Here is a 16,507-nt window from a genome sequence, read left to right on the forward strand (position 1 = left end):
CCCGCCTGCCCGGCCGTGAGCGCCCCACCGGGGGCCCCGGGCGGTGCGGCCGCGACCCCGCCGTGGTGGAGGCCCGGGGCCCCCGCCCCCCCCCCCCCCCACCCCCACGGCGGTTCTCGCCGGGTCCGTTCCGACGGACCGAGATCCGCCCGCCATCCGGAGGTGCGCGAGGCCGCGCGCACCCGAGACGACGGCCCGGCCACCCCGGACGGCACGGCGCGCGACGTGCGACGTGCCACATGGCACGGTGCGCGACGCGGCGCACCGGCGCCGCGCGGGCGCCCTGCCTCCACGGGCGGCGACCGGTCGCCCGTCCTGCCACCGCGCGCCACTAAAACGGATATTGCCTACCATTTATACAGGAATTAGGGTGATCCTAACGCGACACGTAGAACGGATCCGGTATGAGTATCGACCGCACAACCTCCCAGGCTCCCGGCCTGCCGGGGGCGCATGTGATCGCCGACGACGCGGAGGCGATCGCCACGGCCCGCGCGCTGGCGGCCGAGTTCGCGCCCGGCGCCGCCGACCGCGACGCCGGGCGGCTGCTGCCCGTCGCGGAACTGGACCGGCTCTCCGCGAGCGGGCTGCTCGCGATCACCGTGCCACGCGAGCACGGCGGCGCCGAGGTGAGCGCCCAGACCCTCGCCGAGGTGGTACGCCTGCTGGCCGCCGCCGACCCGAACATCGCGCAGATCCCGCAGAGCCACTTCGTCTACGTCAACGTGCTCCGCCGCCAGGGCACCCCCGAGCAGCGGAAGTTCTTCTTCGGCGAGGTGCTCGCCGGCGCCAGGCTCGGCAACGCGCAGTCCGAGGCCGGCACCAGGCACGTGCAGGACTACCGCACGCGGCTGGTGCCCGACGGCGAGGACGGCTTCCTGCTGCGCGGGGTCAAGCACTACAGCACCGGCGCGCTGTTCGCGCACTGGATCCCGGTGCTGGCCAGGCGCGAGGACGAGACGCTGCACGTGGCGTACGTGCCCAGGGACGCCGACGGGCTGACGGTGATCGACGACTGGGCCGGGATGGGCCAGCGGACCACGGCCAGCGGCACCGTGCGCCTCGACGACGTGCGCGTGCCCGCGAACCGCGTGGTGCCGCACCACCTGACGTTCACCGGGCCGCAGCTGCACGGCGCGGTGGCCCAGCTCCTGCACGCCGCGATCGACGTGGGCATCGCCGGCGGGACCCTGGCGGAGGCGCTGGAGTTCGTCCGCACCAGGGCCAGGCCCTGGTTCGAGAGCGGGGTGGACAGCGCCGCGGAGGACCCGCTGATCATCCAGCGGGCGGGTGAGCTGGCGATCAAGGTGCGGGCCGCGGAGGCGCTACTCGCCGCGGCGGGCCGGGAGGTGGACGCCGCGGCGGCGGACCTGACGGAGGAGTCGGCGGCCGCCGCGTCCATCGCGGTGGCCACCGTGAAGGCCTACGTCGACCCGGTCGCGGTCGAGCTGGGCAGCGCGGTCTTCGAGCTGGGCGGCACCCGCGCGAGCCTGGACGGCCTCAACCTGCACCGCCACTGGCGCAACGCCAGGACGCACACGCTGCACGACCCGGCCCGCTGGAAGATCCAGCACATCGGCCGCTACGTGCTCAACGGCCGGCTCCCGCCCCGCCACGGCCTGCTCTGACCCATCCCGCCACAAGACCGCGACCGACGACGGAAGTGCCATGACAAACCTGACGTTCCACTGGTTCCTCCCCACCTATGGCGACAGCCGCGACATCGTCGGCGGCGGCCACGGCCTGCCCCCGGGAGCGGCCGGCGGCGCCCGCCCGGCCACGCTGGCCTACCTGCGGCAGATCGTGCACGCCGCCGAGCACCTCGGCTTCGTCGGCGCGCTGACGCCGACCGGCGCGTGGTGCGAGGACGCCTGGCTGACCACGGCCATGCTCACCGAGACCACCGAACGGCTGAAGTTCCTGGTCGCCTTCCGGCCCGGCCTGGTCACCCCGACCCTGGCCGCGCAGATGGGCGCCACCTTCCAGCGGCACTCGGGCGGGCGCCTGCTGCTCAACGTCGTCACCGGCGGCGAGAGCCACGAGCAGCGCGCGTACGGCGACTTCCTGGACAAGGACGCGAGATACGCGCGGACCGACGAGTTCCTGCACATCGTGCGGGCGCTGTGGCGCGGCGAGAGCGTCGACTTCACCGGGGAGCACCTGCGGGTCGAGGACGCGAGACTGAACCGGGTACCCGACCCGGTGCCGGACATCTACTTCGGCGGATCCTCCCCGGCCGCCGGCCGGGTCGCGGCCCGGCACGTGGACGCGTACCTCACCTGGGGCGAGCCGCCCGCCGCGGTCGCCGAGAAGATCACCTGGGTGAACGGCCTGGCCGCGGCCGAGGGACGCACGCTGCGGCAGGGCATCCGGCTGCACGTGATCAGCAGGGACACCTCCGGCGAGGCGTGGGCACAGGCCCGCAGGCTGCTCGACGGCATCGACCCGGCCACGGTCGAGAAGGTGCAGGCGGGCCTGGCCCGCAGCGAGTCCGAGGGCCAGAAGCGGATGCTCGCCCTGCACGGCGGCAGCCGCGACGGGCTGGAGATCTCCCCCAACCTGTGGGCCGGGGTCGGGCTGGTCCGCGGCGGCGCGGGCACCGCGCTGGTCGGCAGCCACACCGAGGTGGCCGACCGGATCGAGGAGTACGCCCGCCTGGGCATCACCGAGTTCGTCATGTCCGGCCACCCGCACGTGGAGGAGGCGTACTGGTTCGGCGAGGGAGTGCTGCCGATCCTGCGCGGGCGCGGGCTGTGGGAACACCCCGCCGCGGCGGCCGCGCACGAGCCGGCCTCGGTCCCGTTCGCGTCCACCGCGACGAGCTGAGCGAGGCTCCGCTCCTCATTCCGGCGGGCGACCGGCGATGGGGCGGGAATCCTCACGGGCCACCGCGGGACCCCCCCTCGTTGACGAGGGAGGGGAAGTCGACGCCGGTCTCCCGCACCCGCTCGGCCGTGCCGAACGGTCCGGCTCGACCGCGCCGGCCGGGAACAGGCCCCGGCCGGCGCGTCGCCGTCTATGAGGCGGTCCTACCCGAGATGCCGGGCGAAGAAGCGCAGCGCGTCGTCGGTCTCGAACGCGGGGACTCCCCCGTGGTCGCCGGGGTTGGCGTGCAGCGTCTTGTCGGTGGAACCCAGGGCGTCGAACAGCGCCAGGGCCTGGTCCCTGGGCACCCGCGTATCGTCCCATTGGAGCAGGAACCGCACCGGCACGGTGACCCGTGCGGCGGGTGCGGCCAGCCCGTGCACGCCGAGCAGGCCCAGCACCGCGGCGCGGATCCGGGAGTCGGCGGCGAGCAGCGGCACACCGAGCCCGCAGCCCATCGACACACCCCAGTAGCCGGCCGGGCCCGCGCCCACGTGGTCGAGCTCCTGGACCGCGCCCAGAACGGCCTGCCAGTCGGCGACGGCCCGCCCGGCCAGCAGGTCGTGCATGGCCGCGACCAGCCCGGCCGGGTCCTCACCGGCGGCCATGCGGGCCCGCATGTCACCCGCGAACCGGATGAACCGTTCGTCTTTCGGCCGGTCGCCGTGGTTGGGGGCGTCGATCGCGGCGACGGCGAAGCCCCCCTCGGCGGCGAACCGGTGCGCGCCGGCCAGGACGCCGGGAGCCTTCTTGTGCTGGCCGCCGCCGTGTCCCATCAGGATCAGCGGGCGGGGGCCGGTGGCGCCCTGCGGCGTGAACAGCACACCGGTGATCTCGCCGAGGGTGAAGGACTGTTCGGTGACGCCGTCGGTCGGCGTCTGAGAGGTCAAGCTGAAGCGCATGGCGTTTCGAAGCCTTTCGGGGGTGCCTTGTGCGGGCGCTCCCTAGACCATGCACGGGAGGGAGCCCCGATCTGTCATCACAGCGTTGATCGGTCTCACCTCCTCCAGTCGTACTGCTGCACGGCGTCGCCGAAAATATCACACCGATCTCGCCGGGCGAACCTCGCCCTGCGCGGCGCCGGCGACACCACGTGGCCGGCCGTGGCCGGCCGTGGCCCGCGCCGGGCGGGCCTCGAGCCCGTGCCCCGTCGTGGTGAGGACGAGCGGCACGGGCGGCGACGGCCACCTCACCGGGAGACCGGAAGGGGAGGTCCGCCTCGCGGCGCGGATCAGGTGAGGTGTTCGAGGATCAGCGCGGTGATCTCCTTAGGCCGCTCCATGCTCGGCAGGTGCCCGGCCCATTCCAGGTGCACCGCCGTCACCGAGGCCAGCTCCCGGGCCAGGTGGCGGGCCGTCGTCTGGAAGTAGGGCAGGTCGTGGGCGCCGCTGACCACCAGCGTGGGCATGGTCACCCTGGCCAGGTCGATCTCCCCCTCCAGCTGTGACGGCTCGGGGTCGGCGGCGAGCTGGACCTCGAAGGCGTGGCGCTGCATGGCCGCCAGCCGGGCGCGGGTCTCCCCGCCGGCCTCGGGGCCGAGCCAGGTGCGGGCGTTGAGCTCGACGGCGGCCTCGACCTCCCCCGCCTCCAGCAGCCGGTCCTCCTCCTCGCCGAACGCGGCGAGGTCGGGCGTGGGCTCCAGCCCGCAGCCCGGATTGAGCAGCACCAGCCGGGAGACCAGGGCCGGATGGGCGGTGGCCACCTCCAGCGCGACCCGGCCCCCGTAGGAGGAGCCGACCAGCGCGGCCCTCTCCACCGCGAGCGCGGCGAGCAGGTCCGCCACGTCACCGGAGTCGGAGTAGGGGGTCTCGGCGGCGTACGGTGTGCGGCCGTGACCTCGCAGGTCCGGCCGGATCACCCGGAAGCGGGCGGTCAGCGCCTCCCACTGCGGGTCCCACATCCGCGAGTCGGCGGCACTGGAGTGCAGCAACACCACGGGGTCGCCCACTCCCCCGTCGTCGTGGGCGAGTGTCATCGGACCGCCGGAGAACGAGAATCGCCAGAGGCGAGAAGGAACATCCCGCCATCGTCGCGGCCGCTCCCGGTGTCCGCAATCGATTAACCACGGACACGGCCCGCGCCACCGGGCGCGGGAGCACGCGAGGCGGGCCGGTCTTTGCCCGTCTCAGATCGATCGACCACGGACACGGCCCGCACCGCCGGGCGCGGGAGCACGCGAGGCGGGCCGACCTCAGCCGGTCTCAGCCGGAGCCCGGGCCCGTGACGTACAGCGCGGCGAGGCCGGCGACGGTGGCGGCCATCTGCTCGCGCAGCTCGGGTGGCTCCAGCACCTCGATGTCGGCGCCCAGGCGCAGCAGCTGCCAGTGGGCGTGCCTGGTGGACTCGGTCGGCAGGCGCAGCACGACCCAGCCGTGCTCGTCGGGCGGCCCCGCCTCGGCGAGCGCGGCCTCGGCGACCTCCGCGCCCACCGTGTAACTCAGCAGCCCCTCGACGCCGGGCGCCATGCGTACCACGGCCTCGCCGGTGTGCATCCGCTCGCGGAAGCCGGCGGCGTACTCCCGCCAGAAGACGGGCAGGTCGAAGTCGGCGGGACGCTCGAAGCGCCCCGGCGCGAACTCGGCGCTCACGATCCGCGACACCCGGTAGGTGCGCGGCCCTCCCTCGCCGGCGACCGCCACCATGTACCACTCCCCGCCCTTGAGGACCAGCCCGTACGGGTGGGCCAGCCGCTCGACGTCGCGGGGGCCCCAGCGCCGGTAGGTCATCCGCAGCGGCCGTTGCTCCCACACCGCTTCGGCGACCTCCCCGAGGAAGGGGGCCGGGTCGGCGTCGCGGTACCAGCCGGGGACGTCCAGGTGGAAGCGCTCGCGCATCCGGGCGGCGTGGAAGCGCGGCTCGGGAGGAAGCGCGGCGAGCATCTTCAGCTCGGCGTTGGCCGCGACCTCGGCCAGCCCCAGGTCGGCGGCCGGACCGGGCAGCCCGGCCAGGAACAGCGAGGACGCCTCCGCGGCGGTCAGGCCGTTGAGCCGGGTGCGGTAGCCGTCCAGCAGGCGGTATCCGCCGGCGGGGCCGCGGTCGGCGTAGACCGGCACCCCGGCCGACGACAGCGCCTCCACGTCGCGGTAGACCGTGCGGACGGAGATCTCCAGCTCCCCGGCCAGCTCGGTGGCCGTCATCCGCCCCCGGGTCTGCAGGAGCAGCAGGAGTGAGAGCAGACGACTCGCGCGCATGACGGCCATTGTCCCGCACGTTTGCCAACCTCACATACTCCGTGTTCAAATGAACACGTGGAAAGCAATAATCGCATTCGCGCGATCATGTCGGCGCTGCAGGCCAGCGACGTGGTCTCGGTCGCGGAGCTGGCCGTCGAGCACGCCGTGTCGGAGATGACCATCCGCCGCGACCTCGACGAGCTCGCCCAGCAGGGCGTGGTCAGGCGGGTCAGGGGCGGCGCGGTGAGCCTGCTGCTGCGCGGGGACGAGCCCCCCTTCGGGGTGCGCGAGCGCGAGGCCGTGGAGGCCAAGCGGCGGATCGCCGCCGAGGTCGCGGCCCTGCTCGCCGACGGGGAGGCCGTGCTGCTCGACAGCGGCACCACCTCCCTGGAGATCGCGCGCGTGATCCGCGACCGCCGCCTGACGGTCCTGCCGCTCTGCCTGCAGTCGGCCACCGAGCTCAGCACGGCCTCCCGGATCCGCCTGGTGCTCCCCGGGGGCGAGGTCCGCCCCGGCGAGCTGAGCTTCACCGGCCCGCTGACCGAGAGCTCCATCCGGTCCCTGCGCTTCGACACCGCGGTCATCGGCTGCTGCGGCCTGTCCGCCGAGCACGGCCTCACCTCCCACGACCTCTCCGAGGTCGCCGTCAAACAGGCGGCGATCGCCTCCGCCCGGCGCGTGATCGTGGCCACCGACTCCGGCAAGTTCACCCGCACCGCGTTCGGCGCGGTCTGCCCGCTGGACCGCCTCGACATGGTCGTCACCGACACCGCGCTGCCCCCCGCCGAGCACGACGCCATGATCGCGGCAGGCGTCGCCGTCCGCACCGTCTGAGCCACACCACCTGGTTCGCGGCGTCCAGGCACGGCGTCTGGTTCGCGGCGTCCGGGCGGAATCCGCACCCGGCGACCATGCCGGACGCGCAGGGTTCGCCCGTCCTCCCCGATCCGCGCCCTCCGACTTCCGCACCCCCTGACTGGAGCCCTCCCCCATGCACGTCACCACCCTCGACCGGGCCACGCTGCTGCGCGGCCGGGTGGCGGTCTACCTGCTCTTCCTGCTCTCGGGCATGGCCATCGGCACCTGGACGGCACGCATCCCGTCGATCAAACAGGGGCTGGGGCTGAGCGAGGGCGAGCTCAGCCTCGGGCTGCTCGGCATCGCCGCCGGGGCGATCGCCGGCATGCAGGTGGTCGGCCGCCTGGTCGACCGCCACGGCAGCGTCAAGGTGATGCTGCCGATGGCCTTCGCCCAGGGCCTCGTGCTGGTCCTGCCCGCCCTCATGCCGAACCTGGCCGGCCTGGCCGTCGCACTGTTCGCCTTCGGGGCGGTGCACGGCACGCTGGACGTGGCGATGAACGCCAACGCCGTCGAGATCGAGCAGGCCGTCGGCCGCCCGATCATGTCGTCCTTCCACGCCGTGTTCAGCATCGGCGGCTTCCTCGGCGCCGCCGCCGGAGGGCTGCTCGCCCAGACCGGCCTCAGCCCGGGGGCGACGTTCACCGCGGTCGCCGCCGTGATCGTCGCGCTCGCGCTCTGGGCCGCCCGCTGGTCGCTGTCCCTGACCGCGCACGCCGCCCCCACCGGGACCGGGCCGGCGACCGGCGGGGGCGGCGGCGTGCTGCTGCTGGGCGTCCTGGCCTTCTGCTGCATGATCGGCGAAGGGGCCGCGGCCGACTGGAGCTCGGTCTACCTGAGCGAGAGCCTCAACAGCTCCGACGGGTTCGCCGCCGCCGCCTACGCCGCCTTCTCGATCATGATGACCGCGGGCCGCCTCGCCGGCGACAGGCTGGCCACCCTGCTGGGGCCGGTCAACCTGGTGCGCGCGTGCGGGGCGCTGGCCGCCTGCGGACTCGGCCTGGGCCTGCTCGCCGACCACCAGATCGCCGCGGTGATCGGTTTCGGCTGCTTCGGGGCCGGACTGTCCTGCATCGTCCCGCAGGTCTTCTCCGCGGCCGGCCGGCGCGACCCGGCCCGGGCCGGGAAGGCACTGGCCCGGGTGGCGAGCCTGGGCTACGTGGGATTCCTCAGCGGGCCCGTGCTGATCGGTGGCGCCGCCGAGCTGATCGGCCTGCCCCGCGCGCTGGCCGTCCCCGCCCTGCTGGCCCTTTTCGTGGCACTTGCGGCGAGGGCGCTCAGGACCCCGCCCTTTACAAAGTAGATCAATAGATCGCGATCTCAGGGCAGCAGGAGGGAGACGATACCCAGGGCCGCGCAGACGCCCAGGATGCGCAGCATCGGCCAGCGCAGCGCGAACGTCATCACCAGGGCCGCGGCGGTGATGACCAGCGCCACGACGTTGACGGTGGCGGCTTCGGGAAGCTGAACGTGCAGCGGCCCCCAGGTGTGGACGCGGGTGGCCGCGAACAAGGTGTGCTGGGCGAAGTAGAGGGCCAGGTTGGCGATGACGCCGACGACGGCGGCGGTGATGCCGGTCAGGGCGGCGCCGATCGCGGCGTTGTGGCGCAGCCGCTCGATGTGGGGAGCGCCCAGGAAGATGAACAGGAAGCAGGGCACGAAGGTGACCCAGGTGGTCAGCAGGGCGCCCAGCAGCGCGCCCGCCCAGGGGTCGAGCATGCCGGGATCGCGGAAGGCGCCCAGGAAGGCGACGAACTGCACGACCATGATGAGCGGTCCGGGGGTCGACTCGGCCAGCGCCAGGCCGCGCACCATCTCACCGGGGGTGAGCCAGGCGTAGGTCTGGACGGCCTGCTGGGCGACGAAGGCCAGCACCGCGTAGGCACCGCCGAAGGTGACCAGGGCGGTGCCGGAGAAGAACAGCCCCTGGGTGGTGAAGACGCTGCCGGTGCCGGTGAACACCGCGACGGCGGCCACCGGCAGCCACCAGGCGACCAGGCCGGCGGCCAGGATCCTGGCCGCCGAACGCCAACTGGGGGTGGCGTGGTGCAGGGCGTCATCGGAGATCAGCGGCGCGGGCCCTTCGTCGGCCCCGTGTCCGCCACCGCCCTTCTTCACCAGGGCGGGCCTGAGCCTGTACACCGTCCAGCCGATGAGCGCGGCCACGGCGACCACGACGGGGAAGGGAACCGCGAACAGGGCGAGCGCGGCGAAGGCGGCCACCGCGACGGCGACGAAGAGCGGGTGGGTCAGCGAGCGCCTGGCGACCCGGATGACGGCCTGGGCCACGATGGCCAGCACGGCCGGCGCGATCCCGGCGAACAGGGCGGTCACCACGGAGGTGTCCTGCCAGATGACGTAGACGGCCGACAGGGCCAGCAGCGCGAGCATGCCGGGCAGGACGAACAGGGTGCCGGCCACCAGGCCGCCGCGGGTGCCGTTCAGCAGCCAGCCGACGTAGATGGCCAGTTGCTGGGCCTCGGGGCCGGGCAGCAGCATGCAGTAGTTGAGGGCGTGGTTGAAGCGCTGCTGGCCGATCCAGCGTTTCTCCTCCACCAGGGTGCGCTGCATGACCGCGATCTGCCCGGCCGGGCCGCCGAAGGTCTGCAGGGAGATGCCGAACCAGGCGCGCACCGCCTGGCGGAACGGGATCACGTCGCCGGGGGTCCCGGAGTCCGTGGCCCGCGTCTGGGAATCTGTCATGGGTTCTCCGGTTCAGGCGGGTGGGCGGCCGAGCAGGAAGGCCCGCCGGTAGTACTCGTACAGTCCGTCGAACAGCGGGCCGGTCAGTTCCAGGACGCGCTCGTCGTCGCAGGTCATCGACAGCCCGCGCAGGACGACGTCCAGGCCCGGGGCCTCGGGGGCCTCGTATCGCTCGTCGTCGACGTCGGCCTCGTGCACGATCTCGGCGACCTTCCACAGCACCGGGTCGGTCAGCTCGTAGGTGCGCAGGATCGTCTCGAAACTGCAGTCGGCGCCGTGGTGGGACAGCCTGGCGCCGCGCATGTCGAACGGGGTCGCGTCGGCCGGCACCTGGGCCGGGTCGTCGACGAACACGAAGCGCGCCTCGGCGTCGAGGTGGCGGCGAATCAGCCAGGCGCACGCCGCCCGGTCGATGTGCACCCCCGCCCGGGTCGCCCACCTCATCGCGGGCCCGCCTTCGGTGCCGTCTTCGGTGCCGTCTTCGGTGTCGGCGTCGTCCCGGCGTCTCGTGCCCCGGCGGCCGCAGGGCCGTCACCGGCCTCCCCTGCCTCCCGGTCGTCACCGCGGCGGGCGGGCACCTGCTCGAACGCGGTCAGGTCGCGGATCGCCTGGTGGGCCACATCGCGTTCGGCGGGGGCGAAGAAGTCGCGGCGGCCGATGCGGCGCAGTTCCGCGCGCAGCCGGCCCGCCACCCGCGAGCGCTCCCCCGCTCCGGCGTTCTCGGCGGCGCGGGCCGCGGCGACGACCGCCAGGTACTCGGCGCGGCGAGCCGCCTGCATCTGCTCGGCGATCGCCCGCTCCTGGGCGGTACCGGCCGGTGTGGCCAGCCAGACCGTGGCGGTGCCGTCCGCGGCGCCGATCTCCTCGGCGATCCATTCGAGCTGCTCACGGGTGCGCGCGTCGGCGGGCAGCGCCACCAGGCCGTCGCCCAGCCGGGCCACCCCCAGCCGGTCCAGCTTGCGCCAGACGGCGATGCGCGGCGCCGAGGGTTCGCGCGGGATCCGGTAGGCCAGCAGCACCCATCGGCCCGCCAGGTCCGGTGGGGCCGGGGGTTCGTGATCCACGAAGCACTCCTCGACATCGGTAACCACGGTTACAGTAGCCGTGGTTACCGCCCCAGGGGAAGAGCGCCTGGCGAGGTGCTCGCCCGGTGGAGACGTACCGCCGATGACGCGGCTCGCGAGGAGCATCGGAACGAGACCGTACGCCAAGAAATGATCTTGAGGGTGTGGCGGGCCCTCCAGCGGCTGGACGGGGCCCGGGTCAGCTCGTGCCGCGCGGGACCAGTCGCAGCCGCAGCGCCACCTCGCGGACGGTCGCGGGCCGGTCGAGCCGTTGGATGAGCAGTTCCATCGCGGCGTGCCCGGACTCCTCCAGGGGCTGGCGCACGGTGGTGAGATCAAGGGCGTCGGCCAGGTCGCTGTCGTCGAAACCGACCACCGCCAGGTCGCCGGGGACGGCGAGGCCGAGGTCGTGGGCGGCCCTCAGAGTTCCGGCCGCGAGGGTGTCGTCGGCGGCGAAGACCGCGGACGGGCGGTCCGGTGCCGACAACAGCCTCCCGGCGGCGGCGCGGGCCGGCGCGACGCCGTGCGCGGTCAGCAGCACGTCGCCGTCGGCGAGGGCATGGCCGGACTCGGCCAGTGCTGAGCGGTAGCCCGCCAGCCGTCGCTGGGACGGCGAGACGTACAGCCCGGATCTCTGCGCCTCACCGAGGAAGCCGAATCGGCGGTGACCACGGCTGATCAGATGCTCGGCGGCGAGCCGGCCGCCGGTGGCGTCGTCGGTGTGCACGGAGTCGAAGCGGGGGTGGCGGACGTCCACCAGGACTGTGGGTAGCCGCAGGTCGGTCAGGCGGGCGGCCACCGCCTCCTCCAGGGAGAGACTGACGACGATGAGCCCGTCCAGGCGGCCGGTGATGGGCAGGCTGGCGAGTAACGGCGAGGAGCTCTGCGCGGCCGACTCCTGGTCGAACACGACGATCTCCAGGGGCCGGTGGCCGACGGCTCGCAGGATGCCGCTCAGGCGCCGGGCGACGGACGGGTACGAGGTGAACGGCGCGATGACGCCGACGCGCCCCACGCCGCGCCGCGCCTTGGCGACCGCGTCCTGCTTGGGGACGAAGCCGAGCGCGTCCGCCGCCGCGAGGACCTTGCGCCTGGTCGCCTGGCTGACCCGGGCCGGGGAGTTGAGGGCCAGCGACACGGTGGAGATGCTGACGCCCGCCGCGGCGGCGACGTCGTAGATGGTCGTCCGTGTCACCGTGGGACCCTCCTTCCGGAAACGCGCTCCCGTCGCCGGCAGGAATCGTATCAAGCGCCCGAAGCTATCGAAGTGCTTCGATAGAAGTAATTGACATTTTCGCGGACGATCACGTCTCATGGGGAGGGAACAGCCGTGCGTCCGGCCGGGAGAGAAACACCGGCCCGCGGCGCGGCGGGCGGGAGCGCGTCGGCGGGAGGGCAAGAGCATGAGCCGTTCGTACGTGGTGACGGGAGGCGGTCGTGGCATCGGCAGGGCGGTGGTCGAGCGCCTGCTCGGCGACGGCGGCACCGTCGTCGCCGTCGAGCGCGACCCTGCGGCCCTGACCTGGCTGGACGGCCATCCCGCCGGCGCGCGCCTGGCCGGGGTCGCCGGTGACGCCGCCGACGAGACCGTGGCGGAACGGGCCGCCGAGCTCGCGCGGGCCGCGGGCCCCCTCGCCGGCTGGGTCAACAACGCCGCCGTGTTCCGGGACGCCTCCCTCCACTCCGCCACGACCGGACAGGTGCTGGATCTCATCGCGGCCAACCTGAACGCCGCCGTCGTCGGGTGCGCGACCGCGGTCCGCCGCTTTCTCGCGGCGGGAACCCCGGGCGCGATCGTCAACGTCTCCTCGCACCAGGCGCGGCAGGCGGTCCCCGGCTGCCTGCCGTACGTCACCGCCAAGGCGGCCGTCGAGGGGATGACCCGTGCGCTCGCGGTCGAGTACGGCCCGCGCGGCATCCGCGTCAACGCCGTGGCGCCGGGCTCGGTGGACACCGAGCGCTACGCGGAGTTCCTCGGCGCCCAGGGGCCTGCCGGCGCGGCCCGCGTCGAGCGGGAGATGGCGCTGTCGCACCCGCTGGGCAGGGTGGCGCGGCCCCGGGAGGTCGCGGCCGTGATCGCCCACCTGCTCTCCGACGACGCCGGCTTCGTCACCGGCGCGACCGTGCCCGTCGACGGCGGGCGGTCGGTGCTCGCGCGCGATCCCGAGTCGTAGGAGGTCACAGCAGCGACAGGGCCCGGGCGGCGACCCCGGCCATGCCCAGGCGCTCGGCCAGGCGCAGCGCGCGGCGGAGCAGGCGGGCGGGATCCCCTTCGGAGCCTCCGCAGGAGTCTCCGAAGACGTTCCCCGAGGCGCCCTGCGGGGCGTGCCCGCCGCCCCGCAGGCGCAGCGCCCTGGCGCGGTCGAGGTGGAGGTGCGCGATCAGCGGTGAGGCGGCGCCGGCGAGCGGGAGCGCCTCGTCGAAGCACCGCAGCGCCTCCTCGGCGTCCCCCTCGGCCAGCGCGAGCAGCCCGAGATAGCGGTCCGTCGGCCCCAGCAGGATCGTGGGCCACCCGGCGAGCGCGATCTGCCCCCGATGGGCCGACAACCGCTCTCGTACGAGGGCGCCGCACCGCGACAGCTCGGGATCGCCGTGGCCGGCCTCGAGGAGAAGCGCGCACGACTCGGCCAGCAGGGCCAGCGTCGGAACCGACCACCCGTCGGGCGGCAGCGCGCCGAGATCGGAGGTCTCGCGGAAGAACGCCCTCAACCGGTCCCTCGCGTCCTCGTGCCCGCCGATCTCGCAGAGCGCCAGGATGAGCGCCGCGCGCCAGATCGGGAAGTACTCGTACTCCACCACCTGCCTGGCGAGCCCGGAGCCGAAGAGCTCCCCCAGCCTTCCCTGCTCGCGCAGCAGCCAGTAGTGCTGCCCGATCAGCGTCTGCCGCAGGGTGTCGGCGGCCGCTCCCCCGCCCTCACCCTCCTCGAGCTGCTTCCACTCGGCCAGGACGCGCTCCTCGGCGCGGCCGAACTCCCCGTGCCACACGTCCATCAGCGTGTCGAGGGTGCTCTGCAGCCAGGGGCCGAACACCCGGTGGTTGCGCGCTACGTGCCTGCGGTGACCGGCCACGGTGGCGGCGGCCTCTCTCAGGCGGCCCAGCCGCAGCTGGTCGATCGTGAGGGCGACCATGGCCTCGCTGCGAAAGTGCGCGGACGCCGCCTGGATACTCGCCTCCTGGAGCCGCTCGGCGATGCCCAGCAGCTCCTTCGGGTGCGCGAAGTCGTACAGGCCCCATCTGCACTCGTTCAGCACCTCGCAGCGGATGAGCGGCCCGGCCCCGGACTCCTCCAGCTCGCGCAGCGTCGCGCGGGCCAGTTCCACCCCGGGCCGCAGGCCGGCGTACGTGGGGTCGAGGCTGTCGCTGACCGCCATCGTCAGCTTGTGGGCGAGATGCGCCCGCAGTTGCAGCCGCAGCGGGACCGCCTCCTCGCCGGTGTCGTCGCGGAGCGCCTCCAGGCTGCCGCTCAGCACGTGCAGCAGCTGCCGGTCGGCCTGTCCGGGGTCCGACCAGCGGCGCGCCAGCCTGATCGCCGCCACCGCCGCGAGCCTCGGCAGGCTCTCGCCGTCGCGGTGGGCCCGCAGGTACAGACGCTCGGCCTCCTCCAGGTCACCGGCGTCGTTGCGCGCGTCCCCCAGCGTGATCAGCAGGCTCACCCGGGTCTCGGCGTCGCACCGCAGCTCCAGGCCGGCCAGCGCCCACGTGATCGCCCCCTCGGTGGCGAAGCCGCGCTGCTGCGCCCGCGCGGCGCCCAGGCAGGCCGCGGCGACACGTTCCTGGGACAACCCGCCGCCCGAGGAGCGGGCGTGTTCGGCGACGCGCACCGGCAGCGCCGGGTCGATCCAGCCGTCCCCGCCCGTCCACGCCATCCGCTCGTCCAGGATCTCGAACGCCCGGCGGTGCAGCTCCATGGCCAGTTCCGGATGGCGCCTCAGCTCCTGGAGCAGGCTCTCCCTGGCCGTGTCGTGGCCGAAGCGCAGCCCCTGGTGGTCGACGACCGTTCCGGCCGTCACGGCCACCGCGCGCCTGCGGTTCGCCTCCCGGGTGTCGAGGTCCAGCATGCCCGCGACGAGATCGGGGTCGATCTCCCGGCCCAGGGCGGTGACGGCCGCCGCGGCGAGCCAGCGGAACATCGGGCTAGAGGCGGTGTCGTGCCGCGGGCGGTCGCGGGGAAGGCCGCCGACCTCGGTGATCCGGCACAGGTCCAGCGGCAGCCCTCCGGTCTCGTCCACGGCCCTGCCGGTCTCGGCGCGTGTCGGTTCGCGTCCCCACGCCACGCCCAGCCACTCCGCCACCTCCTCGGTCCCCAGCCGGGACAGGGCCAGCACGTCCATCCGTCCCCGCCGGCGCGACGGCTCGGAGCGGTCGGTGAGCACGAAGCCGACCGGGGCCTCCCCGAGGGCCTCCCGCACGTTGTGCAGCAGTTCCTCGGCGTCGGAGCGGAGCAGGTGGGCGTCGTCGAAGACGACCAGGAGACCGGCGCCGGCGGTCAGGCGCAGCAGGGAGACCAGGAGGGCGACCAGCCGCCGCGGGTCGCGTTCGTGGCCGGGCCCGCCGAGCGAGACGAACAGGCCCGCCGACATCAGGCCCTCCAGCGTCTCGCGCTCCTCGGCGCCTATCGGGACGGCCGGGCCGGCCAGGTCGCGCCGCAGGTCCTCCCAGAGGGTCCCGACCAGCACCCGCCACGGCTGCAGGTCGCCGAGCTCCTGGCACGGGACGGTCACCATGCGCACCCCGGGGGGCAGGAGCACGGCCAGCTCCTCCACCAACCTGGTCTTGCCGACCCCGGGGACGCCGCAGACGGCCAGGGCCACCGGCTCGCCGCGTTCGAGCCGCCCGGCCAGCGCGGAGAGCAGCAGGATCTCGTCCCTGCGGCCGATCAGGGACCGCGGGCCGCCGTGACCGTAGGCGTGCCCGTAGGCGCGGGCGGCGGGCGGCGACGGCGGGCGGCCGAGGCCGTGCCCGCGCAGGGCCAGCAGGTCCTGCGCCCGGCTCACCGCGTCGTCCCCCGGGGAGATCGCGCGGCGCCGCTCGATCAGCTCCCTCGCGGTGACCGCTCCCTCGTCGCGCAGGGTGATGAGGAAGCGCAGCAGCCACAGCGGTCCGCTGTCCTCCTGCCCTTCGGCGGCGACCTCGCCGGTGAGGAACGCCGCGTCGCCCAGCAGGTCGAGCCGGATGGCGACGCGGGCGACGAGCCTGATCAGCTCCCGGCGCCGCTCCCGCAGCCCGGCGTGGTAGCTCTCGCAGACCCTGGGCGGGATCCACCCGCCCGCCAGCGACGCGAACGGGTCGCCGGACCACTCCCCGAGGGCCTCGCGCAGCGTCCGCAGGGACGCGGTGAGGTCGCCCCGCTCCAGCAGCGTCCGCCCGTCGCGCAGGTACGCCTCGAACCTCCGCGTGTCGACGATGGCGGCGAGGCGGCCCGGCGCGTCCTCGACCAGCTCGTAGACGTGCGAGCGCCTGGCCCGCGGGATGTCCAGCCCGCTGCCGCGCAGCAGCCCGCGCAGCCGCGAGACCGGCGGCGCCACCTCCACGTGCCTGCCGGAGGAGGGCTCCGACAGCCCGGCGGCCAGGGCGGCCGGGGAGATCGGGCCGCGGGCGGAGACCAGCATCGCCAGCGTCTTCGCCAGCTGCGGGTTGATCTCCTGCGGCACCCCGTCGATCACGATGTCCACCGCACCGAACAACCTGATCTCGAAGCTCGCCACGTCCACCGCCCGGGAGGATCGATTCGTGTTTTTTCCGGCGACGGCTCCGGCTGCAAGGTCGTCGCAAGGTCGTCGGCCCCATCGTGGGGACGAGCGTGGAAAGCAGCTCGAAGCGCTCGACAACGATGTCACAGGAGA

13 protein-coding genes are annotated in these 16,507 nt (G+C 74.1%); 5 read left to right on the plus strand and 8 right to left on the minus strand.

Going from position 1 to position 16,507, the window contains the following annotated elements; translation table 11 throughout:
* Positions 1-404 precede the first annotated feature (404 nt).
* Complete coding sequence (locus AB0F88_RS41490) at positions 405-1,628, plus strand: SfnB family sulfur acquisition oxidoreductase (protein ID WP_362697116.1); 1,224 nt, start codon at positions 405-407, stop codon at positions 1,626-1,628.
* A gap of 40 nt (positions 1,629-1,668) precedes the next feature.
* Positions 1,669-2,826, plus strand: a complete 1,158-nt coding sequence (locus AB0F88_RS41495) for an LLM class flavin-dependent oxidoreductase (RefSeq protein ID WP_362697118.1) — start codon at positions 1,669-1,671, stop codon at positions 2,824-2,826.
* Between the two features lie 203 nt (positions 2,827-3,029).
* Here the strand turns inward: AB0F88_RS41495 and AB0F88_RS41500 are convergent, their stop codons facing one another.
* The 3 genes from AB0F88_RS41500 to AB0F88_RS41510 all read right to left on the minus strand — a co-directional run bounded on the left by AB0F88_RS41500 (position 3,030) and on the right by AB0F88_RS41510 (position 6,056).
* Positions 3,030-3,755, minus strand: a complete 726-nt coding sequence (locus AB0F88_RS41500) for an alpha/beta hydrolase (RefSeq protein ID WP_362697120.1) — start codon at positions 3,753-3,755, stop codon at positions 3,030-3,032.
* A gap of 341 nt (positions 3,756-4,096) precedes the next feature.
* A complete protein-coding gene (locus AB0F88_RS41505; RefSeq protein WP_362697122.1) occupies positions 4,097-4,840 on the minus strand; it encodes an alpha/beta hydrolase in 744 nt (247 codons plus the stop codon).
* A gap of 226 nt (positions 4,841-5,066) precedes the next feature.
* Positions 5,067-6,056: a WYL domain-containing protein gene (locus tag AB0F88_RS41510; RefSeq protein WP_362697124.1), complete on the minus strand. Its 990-nt coding sequence runs from the start codon at positions 6,054-6,056 to the stop codon at positions 5,067-5,069.
* Positions 6,057-6,113: 57 nt separating this feature from the next.
* Here AB0F88_RS41510 and AB0F88_RS41515 point away from each other — a divergent pair, with 57 nt between their 5' ends.
* Positions 6,114-6,872: a DeoR/GlpR family DNA-binding transcription regulator gene (locus tag AB0F88_RS41515; protein ID WP_362697126.1), complete on the plus strand. Its 759-nt coding sequence runs from the start codon at positions 6,114-6,116 to the stop codon at positions 6,870-6,872.
* Between the two features lie 157 nt (positions 6,873-7,029).
* Positions 7,030-8,199 (plus strand): MFS transporter, encoded by a 1,170-nt coding sequence (locus AB0F88_RS41520; protein WP_362697128.1) that lies wholly within the window; start codon positions 7,030-7,032, stop codon positions 8,197-8,199.
* Between the two features lie 17 nt (positions 8,200-8,216).
* Here the strand turns inward: AB0F88_RS41520 and chrA are convergent, their stop codons facing one another.
* The 4 genes from chrA to AB0F88_RS41540 all read right to left on the minus strand — a co-directional run bounded on the left by chrA (position 8,217) and on the right by AB0F88_RS41540 (position 11,858).
* The gene (chrA, locus tag AB0F88_RS41525) at positions 8,217-9,599 is read right to left on the minus strand and encodes a chromate efflux transporter (RefSeq protein WP_362697130.1); all 1,383 of its coding nucleotides are present in this window, start codon (positions 9,597-9,599) and stop codon (positions 8,217-8,219) included.
* A gap of 12 nt (positions 9,600-9,611) precedes the next feature.
* Complete coding sequence (locus AB0F88_RS41530) at positions 9,612-10,043, minus strand: chromate resistance protein ChrB domain-containing protein (RefSeq protein WP_362697132.1); 432 nt, start codon at positions 10,041-10,043, stop codon at positions 9,612-9,614.
* The gene (locus AB0F88_RS41535; RefSeq protein WP_362697134.1) at positions 10,040-10,663 is read right to left on the minus strand and encodes a Chromate resistance protein ChrB; all 624 of its coding nucleotides are present in this window, start codon (positions 10,661-10,663) and stop codon (positions 10,040-10,042) included. The genes AB0F88_RS41530 and AB0F88_RS41535 overlap by 4 nt, the downstream gene beginning before the upstream one ends.
* Before the next feature lie 199 nt (positions 10,664-10,862).
* Positions 10,863-11,858: a LacI family DNA-binding transcriptional regulator gene (locus AB0F88_RS41540; RefSeq protein ID WP_362697137.1), complete on the minus strand. Its 996-nt coding sequence runs from the start codon at positions 11,856-11,858 to the stop codon at positions 10,863-10,865.
* Positions 11,859-12,066: 208 nt separating this feature from the next.
* Here AB0F88_RS41540 and AB0F88_RS41545 point away from each other — a divergent pair, with 208 nt between their 5' ends.
* Positions 12,067-12,837: an SDR family oxidoreductase gene (locus tag AB0F88_RS41545; protein WP_362697140.1), complete on the plus strand. Its 771-nt coding sequence runs from the start codon at positions 12,067-12,069 to the stop codon at positions 12,835-12,837.
* 4 nt (positions 12,838-12,841) lie between these two features.
* On the opposite strand, the gene AB0F88_RS41550 is transcribed toward AB0F88_RS41545, so the two are convergent.
* Positions 12,842-16,375, minus strand: coding sequence for an AAA family ATPase (locus AB0F88_RS41550; protein ID WP_362697143.1), 3,534 nt, complete (start codon positions 16,373-16,375; stop codon positions 12,842-12,844).
* Positions 16,376-16,507: the final 132 nt, after the last annotated feature.

It is taken from the genome of Streptosporangium sp. NPDC023963 (assembly GCF_040639135.1).
In the GTDB taxonomy this organism is placed as follows: domain Bacteria; phylum Actinomycetota; class Actinomycetes; order Streptosporangiales; family Streptosporangiaceae; genus Streptosporangium.

Coding starts and splice junctions, on each gene's coding strand:
- AB0F88_RS41490 (WP_362697116.1), top strand. CDS start 405: ATGAGTATCGACCGCACAACCTCCCAGGCTCCCGGCCTGCCGGGGGCG.
- AB0F88_RS41495 (WP_362697118.1), top strand. CDS start 1,669: ATGACAAACCTGACGTTCCACTGGTTCCTCCCCACCTATGGCGACAGC.
- AB0F88_RS41505 (WP_362697122.1), bottom strand. CDS start 4,840: ATGACACTCGCCCACGACGACGGGGGAGTGGGCGACCCCGTGGTGTTG.
- AB0F88_RS41510 (WP_362697124.1), bottom strand. CDS start 6,056: ATGCGCGCGAGTCGTCTGCTCTCACTCCTGCTGCTCCTGCAGACCCGG.
- AB0F88_RS41520 (WP_362697128.1), top strand. CDS start 7,030: ATGCACGTCACCACCCTCGACCGGGCCACGCTGCTGCGCGGCCGGGTG.
- chrA (WP_362697130.1), bottom strand. CDS start 9,599: ATGACAGATTCCCAGACGCGGGCCACGGACTCCGGGACCCCCGGCGAC.
- AB0F88_RS41530 (WP_362697132.1), bottom strand. CDS start 10,043: ATGAGGTGGGCGACCCGGGCGGGGGTGCACATCGACCGGGCGGCGTGC.
- AB0F88_RS41545 (WP_362697140.1), top strand. CDS start 12,067: ATGAGCCGTTCGTACGTGGTGACGGGAGGCGGTCGTGGCATCGGCAGG.